The sequence below is a fragment of the Massilia sp. Mn16-1_5 genome (genome assembly GCF_004798585.1).
GTDB lineage: Bacteria > Pseudomonadota > Gammaproteobacteria > Burkholderiales > Burkholderiaceae_D > Telluria.
On sequence record NZ_PPXQ01000009.1, the window covers coordinates 143,936 to 159,840 of the forward strand.

General features: G+C 63.8%; 9 protein-coding genes and 2 tRNA genes. 8 read left to right on the forward strand and 3 right to left on the reverse strand.

The window, feature by feature from the left end; translation table 11 throughout:
• Positions 1-62 precede the first annotated feature (62 nt).
• The 5 genes from C2862_RS12620 (at position 63) to C2862_RS12640 (ending at position 6,730) form a co-directional block, all read left to right on the forward strand.
• Positions 63-2,216: a M3 family metallopeptidase gene (locus C2862_RS12620; RefSeq protein ID WP_136220480.1), complete on the forward strand. Its 2,154-nt coding sequence runs from the start codon at positions 63-65 to the stop codon at positions 2,214-2,216.
• A gap of 173 nt (positions 2,217-2,389) precedes the next feature.
• A complete protein-coding gene (locus C2862_RS12625; protein ID WP_136220481.1) occupies positions 2,390-2,602 on the forward strand; it encodes a VF530 family DNA-binding protein in 213 nt (70 codons plus the stop codon).
• Positions 2,603-2,625: 23 nt separating this feature from the next.
• Positions 2,626-2,910 carry a DUF4404 family protein gene (locus tag C2862_RS12630; RefSeq protein WP_136220482.1) on the forward strand — a complete coding sequence of 95 codons (285 nt, stop codon included), beginning with the start codon at positions 2,626-2,628 and terminating at the stop codon, positions 2,908-2,910.
• A 170-nt stretch (positions 2,911-3,080) separates the two neighbouring features.
• A complete protein-coding gene (locus tag C2862_RS12635; RefSeq protein ID WP_229467416.1) occupies positions 3,081-5,270 on the forward strand; it encodes a YgiQ family radical SAM protein in 2,190 nt (729 codons plus the stop codon).
• A 308-nt stretch (positions 5,271-5,578) separates the two neighbouring features.
• Positions 5,579-6,730, forward strand: coding sequence for a GGDEF domain-containing protein (locus C2862_RS12640; protein ID WP_136220484.1), 1,152 nt, complete (start codon positions 5,579-5,581; stop codon positions 6,728-6,730).
• 12 nt (positions 6,731-6,742) lie between these two features.
• Here the strand turns inward: C2862_RS12640 and C2862_RS12645 are convergent, their stop codons facing one another.
• The 3 genes from C2862_RS12645 to C2862_RS12655 all read right to left on the reverse strand — a co-directional run bounded on the left by C2862_RS12645 (position 6,743) and on the right by C2862_RS12655 (position 9,878).
• Positions 6,743-9,454 (reverse strand): PAS domain-containing protein, encoded by a 2,712-nt coding sequence (locus C2862_RS12645; protein ID WP_136220485.1) that lies wholly within the window; start codon positions 9,452-9,454, stop codon positions 6,743-6,745.
• Positions 9,455-9,688: 234 nt separating this feature from the next.
• Positions 9,689-9,765 (reverse strand) — tRNA-Asp (locus C2862_RS12650).
• 37 nt (positions 9,766-9,802) lie between these two features.
• Positions 9,803-9,878, reverse strand: a tRNA-Val gene (locus C2862_RS12655).
• A gap of 333 nt (positions 9,879-10,211) precedes the next feature.
• On the opposite strand from C2862_RS12655, the gene C2862_RS12660 reads away from it, so the two are divergent.
• From C2862_RS12660 to dinB, 3 genes are all read left to right on the forward strand, one after another.
• Positions 10,212-12,437, forward strand: a complete 2,226-nt coding sequence (locus tag C2862_RS12660) for a TonB-dependent receptor (RefSeq protein WP_136220486.1) — start codon at positions 10,212-10,214, stop codon at positions 12,435-12,437.
• 389 nt (positions 12,438-12,826) lie between these two features.
• A complete protein-coding gene (locus C2862_RS12665; RefSeq protein WP_136220487.1) occupies positions 12,827-14,644 on the forward strand; it encodes a S8 family serine peptidase in 1,818 nt (605 codons plus the stop codon).
• Between the two features lie 150 nt (positions 14,645-14,794).
• Positions 14,795-15,871, forward strand: coding sequence for a DNA polymerase IV (gene dinB / locus C2862_RS12670; protein ID WP_136220488.1), 1,077 nt, complete (start codon positions 14,795-14,797; stop codon positions 15,869-15,871).
• Positions 15,872-15,905: the final 34 nt, after the last annotated feature.

A 15,905-nucleotide genomic window follows, 5' to 3' on the forward strand; every position in this document is an offset into this window, starting at 1 on the left:
GGCATGCCCGCGCGGAAGCATGCACCATGTTTGCCCATTTAATACCACACCATAGAGACACCATGAACCGTTCCCACATCCTGCTGGCTGCCGTCAGCCTTGCCGTCGCCAGCCTGGCCTCGGCCCAGACTGCGCCTGTCGCGCCAGCCACCCACGCCCAATCGGCCACGGTCTTCGACGCATCGAACCCGTTCGCCAAGCCGAGCACGCTGCCGTTCAACTACCCGGCCTGGGACAAGATCAGGAACGAGCACTTCGCCCCGGCCTTTGCCGAAGGCATGCGCCAGGAAGCGCGCGAAGTCGAGGCGATCGCCAACAACAAGGCCGCGCCGAGCTTCGACAACACCATCGTCGCCATGGAGCGCTCGGGCCAGCTGCTCAACCGCGTGCAGGCCGCGTTCGGCACCCTGACCGGTTCGTACACGAACGACACCCTGCAGGCGCTGCAGAAGGAACTGTCGCCTCAACTGGCTGCGCACAACGACGCGATCCGCCTGAACCCGAAGCTGTACGCCCGCATCAAGGCCCTGTACGACAAGCGCAGCAAGCTGAAACTCGATGCCGAGTCGAGCTATCTGCTCGAGCGCTACCACACCGATTTCGTGCGCGCCGGCGCCAAGCTGTCCGAGGCCGACAAGCAGAAGCTGAAGGCCTATAACAGTGAACTGGCCGCGCTGCAGACCCAGTTCGCCCAGAACGTGCTCAAGGAAGCGAACGCCTCGGCCCTGATCGTCGACAGCGCCGCCGAACTGGCCGGCATGTCCGACAAACAGATCGCCGTGGCTGCCGCCGAAGCGAAGAAGCGTGGCCTGGACGGCAAGTTCGCGATCCCGGTCGTGAACACGACCCAGCAGGCCGGCCTGTCGGTGCTGACCAATCGCGCCACCCGCGAAAAGCTGCTGGCGGCCTCGCTGGCGCGCGGCTCGCGCGGCGGCGACTTCGACAACCGCGACGTCGTCCTCAAGATCGCCAAGCTGCGCGCCGAACGCGCCGTGCTGCTGGGCTACCCGAACTATGCGGCCTACAACCTGGAAGAGCAGACCGCGAAGACGACCAAGGCCGTCAACAGCCTGCTGGCAGAATTCGCCAAGCCGGCCGTGAGCAACGCGAAGAAGGAAGCGGCCGAGATCCAGGCGGTGATCGATGCCGAGAAAGGCGGCTTCCAGACCGCGGCCCACGACTGGGCCTTCTATAGCGACAAGGTGCGCGCCCAGCGCTATGCCTTCGACGCCTCGCAGCTGCGCCCCTACTTCGAGCTGAACCGCGTGCTGATCGACGGCGTGTTCTTCGCGGCCAACAAGGAATTCGGGATCAGCTTCAAGGAACGCACCGACCTGCCGACCTACGACGCCGACGTGCGTACCTTCGACGTGTTCGACGCCGACGGCAAGCAGCTGGCGATCTTCACCCTCGACCCGTATGCGCGCTCGACCAAGCGTGGCGGCGCCTGGGCCAATGCCTGGGTCGCGCAGAGCAAACTGCTGGGTACCAAGCCTGTCATCGCGAACAACCTGAACATCGCCAAGCCGGCCGCGGGCGAGCCGACCCTGCTCACCTACGACGAAGTGCGCACCACCTTCCACGAGTTCGGCCACGCGCTGCACAGCATGTTCTCGGAAGTGAAATACCCGCGCCTGGCGCGCGTGCCGCGCGACTACGTCGAGTTCCCGTCGCAGGTGAACGAGATGTGGATGGCCTGGCCGGAAGTGCTGGCCAATTATGCCAAGCACTACCAGACCGGCGCGCCGATGCCGAAAGAGCTGCTGGACAAGGTGCAGGCCTCGCAGCAGTTCAACGAAGGCTTCCGCACCACCGAGTACCTGGCCGCGTCGCTGCTGGACCAGGCCTGGCACCAGCTGGCGCCGAACCAGATCCCGACCGACGTGCTGGCCTTCGAAGCTGACGCCCTCAAAAAGGCGGGCGTCGACTTCCCGTTGGTGCCGCCGCGCTACCGCACCACCTACTTCTCGCACACCTTCTCGGGTGGTTACTCGGCCGGCTACTACGGCTACCTGTGGGCCGAGAAGCTGGACGCGGACACCGTCAACTGGTTCAAGGAACACGGCGGCCTGACCCGCAAGAACGGCGACCACTTCCGCAAGACCCTGCTCTCGCGCGGCGGTACGCTCGATGCGATGCAGATGTACCGCAACTTCAGCGGACGCGATGCGCAAGTGCAGCCGCTGCTGGAGCGTCGTGGGTTGACGGGGCAGTAATACGTACGTTGCGGCTGGATTGATGCTGTAACCGCGTGGGCATGAATGCCCACCCTACAAAACCATGGTTCGTAGGGTGGGCACTTGTGCCCACGCGTTTTTTTCGTGTCCCTGCACACCCCAACGTGGTGTATAAATCCCCTAACGCCACCCACAGAAAAGCACCACCAGCGATGAGTGTTCAATCCCTCCACGGTATTACCTTAGAATCCCTGTTAACCCGCCTCGTCGAGCACTATGGCTGGGAGGGACTCGGCCGCCGGATCGCCATCAACTGTTTCCAGAAGGACCCGAGCATCAAGTCGAGCCTGAAGTTTTTGCGCCGCACACCCTGGGCGCGCGAGCAGGTCGAGGCCTTGTACCTCGAGACCCGCTTCACCAACTAGCGATGGACTAGGAGAGAACCGACATGCTGAACGAAAACGATTCGAACCTGAAGGCACACCTGAAAACCCTGCACCGCAGCCTGGCCGAGACCGGCGAGGTCGACGAGGAGCTGCAGATGCTGCTGCGCCAGCTGGACGGCGACATCAAGCAGGTCCTGGAACGCCGTGCCGACGCCGACCTGGACGCCAACACCTATGGTCTCGGTTCGCGCACCCAGGAGCTGAGCGCCCGTTTCGATTCACGTCACCCGAACGTGTCGGCGGCGTTGCGGCAGCTCGGAAACATTTTGTCGAGCATGGGCATCTAGCGCCAGCAGTCGCGACTCAGCCACAAGTCATTGAAATGTAAGCAATTTCTGGAAGGGGCAGCAGCCGTATTAACCGTTTTCCGGTAAAATGCCGGCCAATGACCCCAACCAATCTCTTCGCGAGCGTTCCAAAGCGCTCCAGCCGCGCACCTGCCGCGCCTTTCCTCCCGATGACCCGCGCCGAAATGGATGCGCTGGGCTGGGATTCGTGCGACGTGATCCTCGTCACCGGCGACGCCTACATCGACCATCCGAGCTTCGGCATGGCGCTGGTCGGCCGTCTGCTGGAAGCGCAGGGCTATAAGGTCGGCATCATCAGCCAGCCGGACTGGCAGTCGGCGGAACCCTTCCGCGCGCTGGGCAAGCCGAACCTGTATTGGGGCATCACCGCCGGCAACATGGACTCGATGGTCAACCGCTACACGGCCGACCGTAAAATCCGTTCCGACGACGCCTATACGCCGAACGCCGAGCCAAATAAACGGCCGGACCGCGCGGTGACCGTCTACGCCCAGCGCGTGCGCGAAGCCTATCCGGGCGTGCCGGTCGTGATCGGCTCGATCGAGGCCTCGCTGCGCCGCATCGCCCACTACGATTACTGGTCCGATAAAGTGCGCCGCTCGGTGCTGTTCGAATCGAAGGCCGACTTGCTGATCTTCGGTAACGCCGAACGGGCGCTGGTCGACGTCACGCGCCGCATCGCCGCCGGCGAGAACATCAAGAGTATCCGCGACATCCGCGGCACCGCCTTCCTGGTGCCGCAGGGCTGGCTGCCGGACGAAGAGTGGTCGGTGCACAACTCCACCCGCGTGGACGTGCCGGGCCGCATCGACGCGCACCCGAATCCGTACGCGATGGCGCAAGAGGACACCAAGGCCTGCGCCACCGAAAACGCCAAGCCGGAGCCGGAAGTGAAGCCGGTCGTCATCATGACGCGCGAAGAGCGCCAGGCGGCTGCGCGCGAAAAGGCGAGAAAGACCGTCGTCCGTTTGCCGTCGTTCGAGACCGTCAGCGAAGACCCGGTGATGTATGCGCACGCCTCGCGCGTGTTCCACCTCGAATCGAATCCGGGCAATGCGCGCGCGCTGGTGCAGGCGCATGGCGACCGCGACGTCTGGCTGAACGCGCCGCCGCTGCCGCTCGCCATGGACGAGATGGACAACGTGTATGACCTGCCGTATGCGCGCAATCCGCACCCGAGCTACGGCAAGGCCCACATCCCGGCCTGGGAAATGATCCGGTATTCGGTGAACATCATGCGCGGCTGCTTCGGCGGCTGCACTTTCTGCTCGATCACCGAGCACGAGGGGCGCATCATCCAGAGCCGTTCGGAACCGTCCATCCTGCGCGAGATCGAGCTGATCCGCGACACGACGAAGAATTTCGGCGGCACGATTACCGACCTCGGCGGCCCGACGGCCAATATGTACCGCCTGGCTTGTAAAGAGAAGAGCATCGAGGAGTCCTGCCGCCGCCTGTCCTGCGTGTATCCGACGATCTGCAGCAACCTCGGCACGGATCACAGCAAGCTGATCCAGCTGTACCGCAAGGCGCGTGCGATCCCGGGCATCAAGAAGATCCTGATCGGTTCCGGCCTGCGCTACGACCTGGCCGTGCGCTCGCCCGAATACGTAAAAGAACTGGTCACCCACCATGTGGGCGGCTTGCTCAAAATTGCGCCGGAGCACACGGAGCAGGGGACCTTGTCGAAGATGATGAAGCCGGGCATCGGCGCCTACGACGAGTTCAAGCGTTTATTCGAAAAATACTCGCTCGAGGCCGGCAAGAAGCAGTACCTGATCCCGTACTTCATTGCCGCCCACCCGGGTTCGACCGACGAGGACATGTTGAACCTGGCCCTGTGGCTGAAGAAGAACAATTTTAAACTCGACCAGGTCCAGACCTTCACGCCGACCCCGATGGCGATGGCGACGACGATGTACCACACCCGTAAAAATCCGCTGAAGAAGGTGACGGAAGATTCGGAAGTCGTGGAAACGGCGAGAAGCGGCAAGATGCGCAAGGCCCATAAGGCGTTCCTGCGCTACCACCATCCGGAGAACTGGCCGATCCTGCGCGAGACCCTCACCAAGATGGGCCGTGGCGACCTGATCGGCAACGGCGAGCGCCACCTGGTGCCGGCCTGGCATCCGTCGGAAGAAAACGGCACCGCCATCGCAGGCGACCGCAAGCGCCAGGGTGGCATGCCAGCGCCCCAGCCGCACCAGATCGCGGCGAATGCCAAACGCAAGCCGGAACGGGCTGCACCAGGCGGTCGTGTGGTAGCGGCCGCGCCCGAGCGTGCGCGCCCGTCGATCCTGTCGACGATCAAGACCAAGCCGAAGGGCGCACGCAAATAAGGCATACGGATCGTCAAGTCCGATAAAAAGCCGGCCCATGCAGTAGCGCATGGGCCGTTTTTTTGCGCCATATTGATGATTTGTTGCACATTGACGACGTAACATTGTCTGCCTTACACCGCAAAGCAGGCGATTGCCGAGTATGGACACTAAACGTTTCCAAGCGTGCGAATCGAGCCCGTCAAACCATGTAGAATAATTCTTTTGGGAAATAGCTGTTAGCTGTTGAATAATATTTCAACGACTGCAGTCGGTTGAACGCTTGCCCGCGCCCAGGCCGGGCCATGCTCGCCCACGAGGAATCTGCAGTGATCGATCATTATCTTTATATCCTGGGTGTCGCCATGGGCAACGTCGCGTTTGGCGTGCTGATGCTGCCCTATCTGCGCAGCACCGCCGCCACCTCCGGCCTGCGAGTCTGGATGGGCGCACGCATGGCCTTCGGCGCCACCCAGCTGCTGGCCTGGATGCGTCCGGAAACGGGTTCCCCCGTGCTGGCGATGCTGGAGTCGGCCGGCTGGATCGCCGGCCTGACGCTCGAGGCGGCAGCATATGCCGCGTTCTTCGGCTATCCCCAGCTGCGGCGCTACCTGATCCCCGTCGCGGCACTCGGCCTGCTGCTGGCCTGCGCAGCCTCCCTGCACGGCTTGCCGCACCGCGAGCTGATTGTGTATGTGTCGCTGGCCATGGGTATCGGCGCGTTCACGACCGGCGCGATCCTGATGCACCCGCGCCTGTCCGAGGCCACCGCGCTGCAGCGCCTGATCGGCGTGAGCGACATGGGTTCCGGCGCGGCCATGGCCGTCTGGTCGATGATTTTCCTGGCCGGCCTTCCCGTGCCGGGCTGGGGCGAAGCGATGGCCTACCTGGCCGGCTACCTGCTCTTGATCGTCAACGGTTTCGGCTTCATCCTGATGAGCAAGCAGCGCGACGACGCGCGCATGGAGCACCTGGCGACCACCGACGGCCTGACCGGCCTCCTGAACCGGCGCGCCTTCTTCGACCGTGCCGAGGCGGCGCGCCTGCTGGCCCTGCGCCAGCACCAGCCGATCACGCTGCTGATGCTCGACATCGACCATTTCAAGCAGCTCAACGACCGCTTCGGCCATGCGACGGGCGACGAGGCGCTGGTGAAGTTCGCGACGAGCTGCAGCGACGCCCTGCGCGAGCACGACATCCTGGGCCGCCTCGGCGGAGAGGAGTTCGCGCTGGCGCTGCCGGGTACCGACCTGGCCGGCGCCCTGCACGCGGCCGAACGCCTGCGCGAGGCCGTGCTCGCGATTCGCCTGCTCACCTGCGGCAACAGCTATACGATGACGGTGAGTATCGGCGTGGTGCTGATCGACCCGCAGGAAGACCTGGCGGCGGCACTGGCGCGCGCCGACCACGCGCTGTACGAAGCCAAGAGAAATGGGCGCAACCGGGTCGAGGCCGGCCTGCCCGGACGGCGCCGCGCCTGAACGCTCTCTTTTTTAGGCCAGGCCCGCCAGCAGGTCCTGTACCGCCGCCAGCTGCGCCGGCTTCGTCAGGTGATGATCGAAGCCCGCTTCGCTCGAGCGCAGGCGATCGCTTTCCGAGCCCCACCCGGTCAGGGCGACCAGGGTGATGCCCTCCAGTCCCGGCATGCGGCGCATGGCGCTGGCCGTTTCGTAGCCGTTCAGACCAGGCATGCCGATATCCAGGAACGCGACCTGGGGCGCGAATCCTGGGGCCGCCTCCAAAGCCGCGACACCGTCGTGCGCCACGTGGGTCGTGTGGCCGCCGGCCTCAAGGATCATCGACAGCGTCAGGGCCGCGTCGACGTTGTCGTCCACGACCAGCACGCGCAAGCCCGCGCCCGCCGCCGGGATGCCAGGCTGTACACGCTGCAGGTCCTGCGCGGCGCCGGCCGCCAGCGGCAGCCGCACCTCGAAGCGGCTGCCGCGGCCCGGACCGGCGCTGGCGGCGTGGGCGGTTCCGCCATGCATCTCGACCAGGCGCCGCACCAGCGACAAGCCGATGCCGAGGCCGCCCTGGGCACGCTCCAGGTGGCGCTCGACCTGCTTGAACATGTCGAACACGCTGGATAGGGCGTCGGCCGGAATGCCGACACCGTTATCAGCCACCGCGATCACGGCCATCTCCGCTTCCGCCCGCACCGACAATTCGATGCGCCCACCACCCGGGGTGTACTTGGCGGCGTTGTTGAGCAGGTTGGCCACGACCTGGGCAATGCGGGTGACGTCGGCATCGACGATGAGATCCTGCTCGGGCAGGACCACCTCCAGGTGGTGCCGCGCTGCCTCGATCAACGGCAGGCTCGTTTCCACCGCGCTCGACAGAATGCCTTTCAGGCCCGTGCGCTCGCGCTTGAGTTCGAGCTTGCCGCCGCTGATGCGCGCCACGTCGAGCAGGTCGTCGATCAGGTGCACCATGTGGCCGACCTGGCGTTCCATCATGTCGCGCACCTTGCGCACGGTGGCCGGATTGTCGCCGGCCAGCCGCATCACGCCCAGGCCGCTGCGGATCGGCGCCAGCGGATTGCGCAGTTCGTGGGCCAGCGTGGCCAGGAATTCGGTCTTGCGGCGATCGGCATCGGACAAATCGGTGGCCAGGCGGCGCAGCTGTTCCTCGGAATGCTTGCGCGCCGTGATGTCGGAAAACAGCAGCGCCACGCGGTGGCTGCCCGCGCCGCCCATGCGGGTGGCGTAGACCTCGAACCAGCGCCCCATCGCCGGCGCTTCGTTTTCGAAGCGCACCGTCTCCCCACTCAGCGCGACCCGGCCGTAGGTGTCGAACCAGAAGCGGTCGAGGTTGGGCACCAGTTCGCGCGCGGATTTGCCGACCGCGTTAGCCAGGCCGGTATGCCGCTCGAACATGGCGTTCATTTCGACGAAACGGTAGTCGAGCGCCTGGCCGGCCTCATCGAACTGCATGTCGATGATGGCGAAACCCTGGTCCATCGACTCGAACAGGGTGCGGTAGCGCTCCTCGCTGGCGCGCAGTTTTTGCGCCGCCTGGCGGCTTTCCGTGGTGTCGAGGACGATCGCCACCAGGCCCTGGAATTCACCTTCAGGGCCGCGCAAGGCGTTCACGCTGCTGGTGGCCGACATCAGGGAACCGTCCTTGCGCACGTAATGCTTGTCGATGACAAAGCCGGGGCCGCCCGTGGCCAGGCCTGCCAGGCCGCGCAGGGACGTGGTCAGTGAATCCGGCGCTGTCACGTCGGCCACGCCCTTACCGACCAGCTCGGACTCCGTGTAGCCGAGCATGTCGCAATACTTCTGGTTGACGAGCGTGATGCGGCCCTGTCGATCCATCTCGACCACGCCGGTGGCGGCCTGGCCGACGATTTTCGCGAAGCGCTCGCGGCTTTCGAACAGCTTGAGTTCGGCCAGCTTGCGTTCGGTCTGGTCGACGCCGTGTGCCAGCAGGCCGGTGATGTTGCCGTCGGCGTCGCGCAGGGCCATGTAGACCAGGTCGACGAAACGCTGCTCCAGTGGTGCGCCCGGATGACGCTGGACCTTGACGGGCAGGTCGCTGCCGAAAAACGGCTCGCCGCTACGGTAGACGCCATCGAGCAGTTCGAAGAAGCCCTGGCCCTCGATTTCCGGCAATGCCTGGCGGACCGGCTGGCCGATCAGGTCGCGATTGCCGCCGACCAGTTGCAGATAGCGTTCGTTGACCAGCTCGAACACGTGCTCAGGACCGTTCAGTACGCACATGAAGGCGGGCGCCTGGTGGAAGATGTCGGCCATGCGCGCATTCGCCGCCTGCACTTCCTTGAACAGGCGCTCGCGCTCGGTCTCGGCCTCATGCGTGGCAGTGACGTCGCGCGAGACCGCGAGCAGCGTCCTGACCTGGCCATCGTCGCTCCGCACGCCGGTGACCGTGACGTCCCACCAGCGCGGCGAGCCCTTGGCGGTCGGGCAGAATGCCGTGATCCGGGCCGTCGCACCGGCGCGTGCGCGCTCGACCGCGGCGTCGATCGCGGCCTGGCTTTCCTGCGGCCAGAACGTGCTCCACACGGCGCCGGAAAAGGGCCCGAAGTCGTCGATCTCCATGGCGCACAGGCCATTGCGGTTCATCGTCAGCAGCTTGCCGTCAATACTGAGCAGTTTCACGCAATCCGGGCTGCTTTCGAAGAGTTGCACGCCAAGGGCATTGGTGTCGATGGCGGGAGCGGTGGCAGGGGATTGCTGCATGAGGCGAGGGTCCAGGTTAGCCGACAGGCATGGTTCAAACTGTGAGGGCTCATCAATAGCATGTGCCCGGGACGGACGACTGTGCGTTCGGTAACGCCGGGGGAGGATGAGCAAATTGAGGAGCTTACGCGAATTTCGAGACGGATGCTCAATTTTGTCAAATTGGCTCCGCGGGCTCCGCGTGGACGTTGAAACGAAAAAAGGCCCGACAAGTCGGACCTTTTTTCTTGATGCTGGCGGAGCGGACGGGGCTCGAACCCGCGACCCCCGGCGTGACAGGCCGGTATTCTAACCAACTGAACTACCGCTCCGTTTTTACTGATCGGTTCTTCGTGTTGAACAGAGATCTGGTGGGCGCTGAGAGGCTCGAACTCCCGACCTAATCCTTGTAAGGGATCCGCTCTACCAACTGAGCTAAGCGCCCCGCTCACTGCTTTCTGTTCGTCTGACGTTTGTCATCACGTCTGAAGAGGCCCGAATCATAGCGTATGGCTTCGCGATTGTGCAAGAGCTTTTCGAAAAAAAGCTGAAAAGCCGTTTTGGCACCGTGGCCGCTTCCGAGTGTTGTTATTCGGTCCGTGCATATCCACCTGCGCTTGCCTTCTATCGCCGGCATCGCCAACAATAGCGGCTTGAAACAACGGCAAGCTTTAGACATCGACAAGATGCGCTGCCGTAGGCGGGCAAACCGCCGGCCGCCTGGCGGCGCATGGAGGAAGTAGCGGCATCACGTTTTTTTCTCACTTCAAGGAACAACATGATCAAGATGTCCAAGATGCACAAGCGCGTCGTGCTTGCGCTGAGCGCAGCATTGCCGCTCGGTTCGGCCTTTGCCCAGGAAGCGGTCCAGCCCGCGCCAAGCGCCAACGCGGGCGAGCTGCAAACCGTCACCGTCACCGCCCAGCGCCGCAGCGAAAACATCCGTGACGTGCCGGTCTCGGTCACCGCCCTGCGTGGCGAAAAGCTCGACGTGCTGGTATCCGGAGGCGAGGACATCCGCCTGCTGGCCGGCAAGCTCCCGAGCCTGAACGTGGAATCGTCGAACGGCCGTACCTTCCCGCGCTTCTACATCCGCGGCTACGGCAATACCGACTTCAACACCTTCGCATCGCAGCCGGTCTCCCTGATCTATGACGACGTGGTGCAGGAAAACCCGATCCTGAAAGGCTTCCCGATCTTCGACCTGCAAAACGTCGAAGTGCTGCGCGGCCCGCAAGGCACCCTGTTCGGCCGCAACACCCCGGCCGGCGTCGTGAAATTCGAATCCGAAAAGCCGAACCTGAAACGCGTCGAGGGCTACTACAACGCTTCGGTCGCGACCCACAACACGATCAACGTCGACGGCGCCGTCAACGTGCCGCTGTCGAACGAGTGGGCCATGCGCTTCTCGACCCTGCGCCAGCACCGCGACGACTACGTCGACAACTACGCGGATCTCGCGCAGACCCAGCTGCGCAACCAGCTCGACGGCTACAACGAACACGCCGAACGCATCCAGCTGCTGTACAAGCCGGCCAGCGGTCCGTTCAGCGCCCTGTTCAACGTGCACCAGCGCACCACCAGCGGCAGCGCCCGCCTGTTCCGCGCGAACCTGATCAAGAAGGGCACGAACGACATCGCCGACGGCCTCGACCTCGACCGCATCGTCACCAATGCCCAGAACTACCAGGACCTGAAAACCCGCGGCGCCAACGTGCGCCTGTCCTGGGACTTGGGCGACTACAAGCTGTATTCGGTGACCGGCTACGAGCAGATCGCCGACTACAACAGCCGCGGCGACATCGACGGCGGCATTCCGGCCGGCCCCGGCTTCATCCCCTTCCAGGTCGAGACCGCCAGCAAGATCGAGGACCTGAAGCAGTATAGCCAGGAAGTGCGCATCGAATCGGAATACAACGCACCGCTGAACTGGCAGGCCGGCGTGTACTGGTTCGACGAATCGGCGACCGGTGGCAGCGACAACTTCAACAGCACCACCGGCGCGCGCACCTCTCGCCTGTTCAGCCGCCAGGACAATACGGCCTGGGCGCTGTTCGGTTCGGCCACCTATAAGGTCTCGAGCGTGTTCGACGTGCGCGGCGGCGTGCGCTACACCAAGGACAAGAAGGATTTTGCTACCGTCGTCAACGAAAACGTGGTGCAGATCGGCGACACGTCGGTGGGCACCAGCAAGGCCAAGGTCAGCTGGGACCTGTCCGGTACCTATAAGCTGACGCCGGACGTCAACGTGTACGGCCGCGTCGCCACCGGCTTCCGCGCGCCGAGTATCGCAGCGGCGTCGGCCTCGGTGCCGATCACGGTGGCCGATGCCGAGACCATCACCTCGGTCGAAGCCGGCATCAAAGCCGACCTGTTCGACCGCCGCGGCCGCGTCGCCTTCTCGGTCTACGACTACACGGTCAAGGACCAGCAGCTGACGGTGGTCGGCGGTAATTCGAACGTGAACCGCCTGATCAACGCCGATAAAACCAAGGGCCGCGGTGTCGAGCTCGACGTCGAGGCGGCGATCAGCCCGTCGCTGCGCGTGACCGGCAGCACCAGCTACAACTACACGCAGATCCGCGACGCCAGCCTGTCGGTGAACCGCTGCGGTTCCTGCACCATTACCGACCCGATCAACGCCGCCAACCGCGTCGTCATCGACGGCAATATGCTGCCGCAGGCGCCGCGCTGGATCGTCAACGCCACCGCGCGTTGGAGCATGCCGGTTGCCGACGGCGAAGTGTTCGTGTTCACCGACTGGTCGTACCGCACGAAGATCAATTTCTTCCTGTACGAGGCGGCTGAGTTCACCGGCAAGCCGCTGACCGAAGGCGGCCTGCGCCTGGGCTATACCTGGGCGAACGGCAAGTATGAAGCGGCTGTGTTTGGCCGCAACATCCTGGATGAACGCCGCATCACGGGTGCTATCGACTTCAACAACCTGACCGGTTTTACGAACGAGCCGCGTACCTGGGGTGTGCAATTCAAGGGTAACTTTTAATTACACGAAGCTGACAGCGCACAGGTAAACGTTAAATCGGCCTGTGCAATGTAAAAAAGCCGCGCATTGCGCGGCTTTTTTTATGCTTAATACATAGGCACTTGTCTTGCTCTTTTTGCAAAGTAACGACTGTTGCGACGAAGGTAATGAAAGCGCGCCGTATGTTATTTGGCGTACATACAAAACCTGCAAATAAACGATGTTTTTGTTAAATCAGCGGTAGAAAGTGTTGCGGATTGGCCTCACTCGATTCGAAATTCCCGACACGCATGATTACTCCGCAGTACATTTCTTGAGCCGCCAGTTCGAGGGCACATCGGTCACCCGCCGATGACCATAAACCAAGGCAATCACGCCTTGACGGAAAACTACACATCGAAGGACTCAACATGAAGTCGACGCAATCGATTTACCCGAGTTTGCTGAAAGTCGCTGTAGCTGTCTCCATCGCCGCCGGTTCGCTGGGCTCCGCCTCCGCGATCGCCGCCGGCGCCGCTCCTGAAGCACAGGGCGCGGGTTCCTCGCACTACATCCTCGATACCGACCGCCTGATCGTCAAGTACAAGGACGCCAACGTCGCCGGTGCCCGCGTGGCCACCGCCATGACCGCCGGCCGCCAGGCGATCGCCGAGCGTGCCGGCCAGCAGATCGGCGTGCGCCTGCAGGCGCTGCGCGCCACCGCGACCGGCGCCCACGTCTTCAAGATCGACCGCAAGGTCTCGGTCAAGGAAGCCGCTGCGCTGGCCAAGGACATGATGGAGCGCGACGCGACGATCGAGTACGCCGAGCCTGACCTGATCATGCGCAAGATGGCGACGCCGACCGATCCGATGTACACCCAGCAGTGGCACTACTACGAGACCACCGGCGGCCTGCGCCTGCCGGCAGCCTGGGACAGCTCGACCGGCACCGGCGTCAAGGTGGCGGTCATCGACACGGGTATTCGTCCGCACACCGACCTGACCGGCCAGTACGTCGGCGGTTACGACTTCATTTCCGACGCAACGATCGGCAACGACGGCAACGGCCGCGACGCGGACCCATCCGATCCGGGCGACTGGACCGCCGCCAACGAGTGCGCCGCCGGCGAACCGGCATCGAACTCGAGCTGGCACGGCACCCACGTAGCCGGCACCATCGCCGCCAAGACGAATAACGGCGTCGGCGTCTCCGGCGTGGCTTATAACGCCCGCGTCGTCCCGGTACGCGTACTCGGCAAGTGCGGCGGCTACACCTCGGACATCGCCGACGCCATCATCTGGGCTTCGGGCGGCACCGTCACCGGCGTCCCGGCCAACGCCAATGTGGCCAAGGTCATCAACATGTCGCTGGGCGGCGGCGGTGCCTGCGGCACCACCACGCAAAATGCGATCAACAGCGCCCGTTCGCGCGGCACCGTGGTCATCGTCGCGGCTGGTAACGAGAACATGAACGCCAGCAACTCGAATCCGGCCAACTGCGCCGGCGTCGTGACCGTGGCTGCAACCAACCGCAACGGCGCCCGCGCTCCGTACTCGAACTACGGTACCGTGGTCGACGTCGCAGCACCGGGCGGCGATGCCAACGGCTACATCCTGTCGACGCTGAACGCCGGCACCAGCTCGCCTGGCGCCGACAACTACGCCGGCTACCAGGGCACCTCGATGGCGACTCCGCACGTTGCCGGCGTGGCTGCGCTGATGCTCGCGAAGAACAGCGCGCTGACGCCTGACGACATCGAAGCCAAGCTGAAGTCGACCGCACGTGCGTTCCCGGGCACCTGCTCGCAGTGCGGCACCGGTATCGTCGACGCGGCAGCCGCCGTCGCCGCCGCCAGCGGCGTGACCCCGCCGCCAACGACGACGATGTCGGAAACCGAGTCGAACAACACGATCTCGACCGCGAACACCATCAGCACCTCGGGCACCACCGTCAACGGCACGATGAGCGCCTCGACCGACTCGGACTACTTCCGCGTCCAGCTGCCAGCAGGTAAGACGCTGACGGCAACGATGACCCCGGGCCTGTCGACCGCCGACTACGACCTGTACATCTACAACAGTGCAGGCACGCAGTTGACCTACAGCGAAAATGGCGCCGGCGCCGCCGACACCGGTTCGGTGGTGAATAACGGCACCACCACCGCATCAGTCTATGTGCGCGTCAAGTACTACAGCGGCGGTACCGGTTCGACCAACGGCAAGTACACGCTGAAGGCGACCTGGTAATTGGTCCTGCCTGAGTAGGTACATCGAAGACGCGCGGCTTGCCGCGCGTCTTTTTTTGTCTGGAGCGCCGCTGCCTGCGCCCCTTGCACGGAATCCCAATTGACGAGATACTGTACAGAATTACAGTAGTCGGCTCCGGCCGCCGCCAGAGTGAACGCCCCCGCACGTAAAATCATCCATTGCGATTGCGACTGCTTTTATGCTTCGGTCGAGATGCGCGACGATCCGTCCCTGCGCGGGCGGCCGCTCGCCGTCGGCGGCCGTCCCGACCAGCGCGGGGTGGTGGCGACCTGCAACTACGAGGCGCGCCGCTACGGCATCCACTCGGCGATGGCCACCGCGCAGGCCATGAAACTCTGTCCGGAGCTGCTGGTGATCCCGCCGGCGATGGAAAAATACCGGATTGCCTCGCGCCAGATCATGGAGATCTACAGCGACTACACGGACCTGGTCGAACCGCTGTCGCTCGACGAGGCCTATCTCGACGTCACGAATTCACCGCACTGCAAGGGCAGCGCCACCCTGATCGCCCAGGAAATCCGCCAGCGCATCTTCGAGACCGTCGGTATCACGGCCTCGGCCGGCGTGGCGCCGAATAAATTCGTGGCGAAAATCGCGAGCGACTGGAACAAGCCGGACGGCCTGTTCCTCGTACGTCCGGAAGAAGTGGATGCCTTCGTGGCGGCGCTGCCCGTCAAAAAGCTGCACGGGGTCGGCAAGGTGACGGCGGCAAAATTGAACAAGCTGGGCGCGCAGACCTGCGCCGACCTGCGCAGCTGGACGCTGCAGGAGCTGCAGCACCACTTCGGCAGTTTCGGCGCGCGCCTGCACAATTTATGCCGCGGCATCGACTTCCGCGAAGTCAGCCCGGAGCGCGAGCGTAAATCGGTCAGTACCGAGGAAACCTATACCAACGACGTGCCGGACTTGCCGGCCTGTCTGGCGCTGCTGCCCGATTTATATGAACACCTGCTGGGGCGTATCAAACGTGCCGGTGCCGAAAAATTCATCAACAAGTTATTTGTAAAAATTAAATTCGCGGACTTCCAGCAAACCACCGTCGAGTGCGTCGCCTACGCGCCACACCTGCCCACCTTCGCCCGCCTGATGGAAACCGGCTGGCTGCGCGCCAGCCGCCCCGTACGCCTGCTGGGCGTAGGGGTGCGCCTGGGCGACACCGAACATGTCGAGCAGCTCAGCCTGTTTGACGAACACGCAACACATTAAAAAAGCGTCTGTTGCCACGTGAAAATACGCGGGC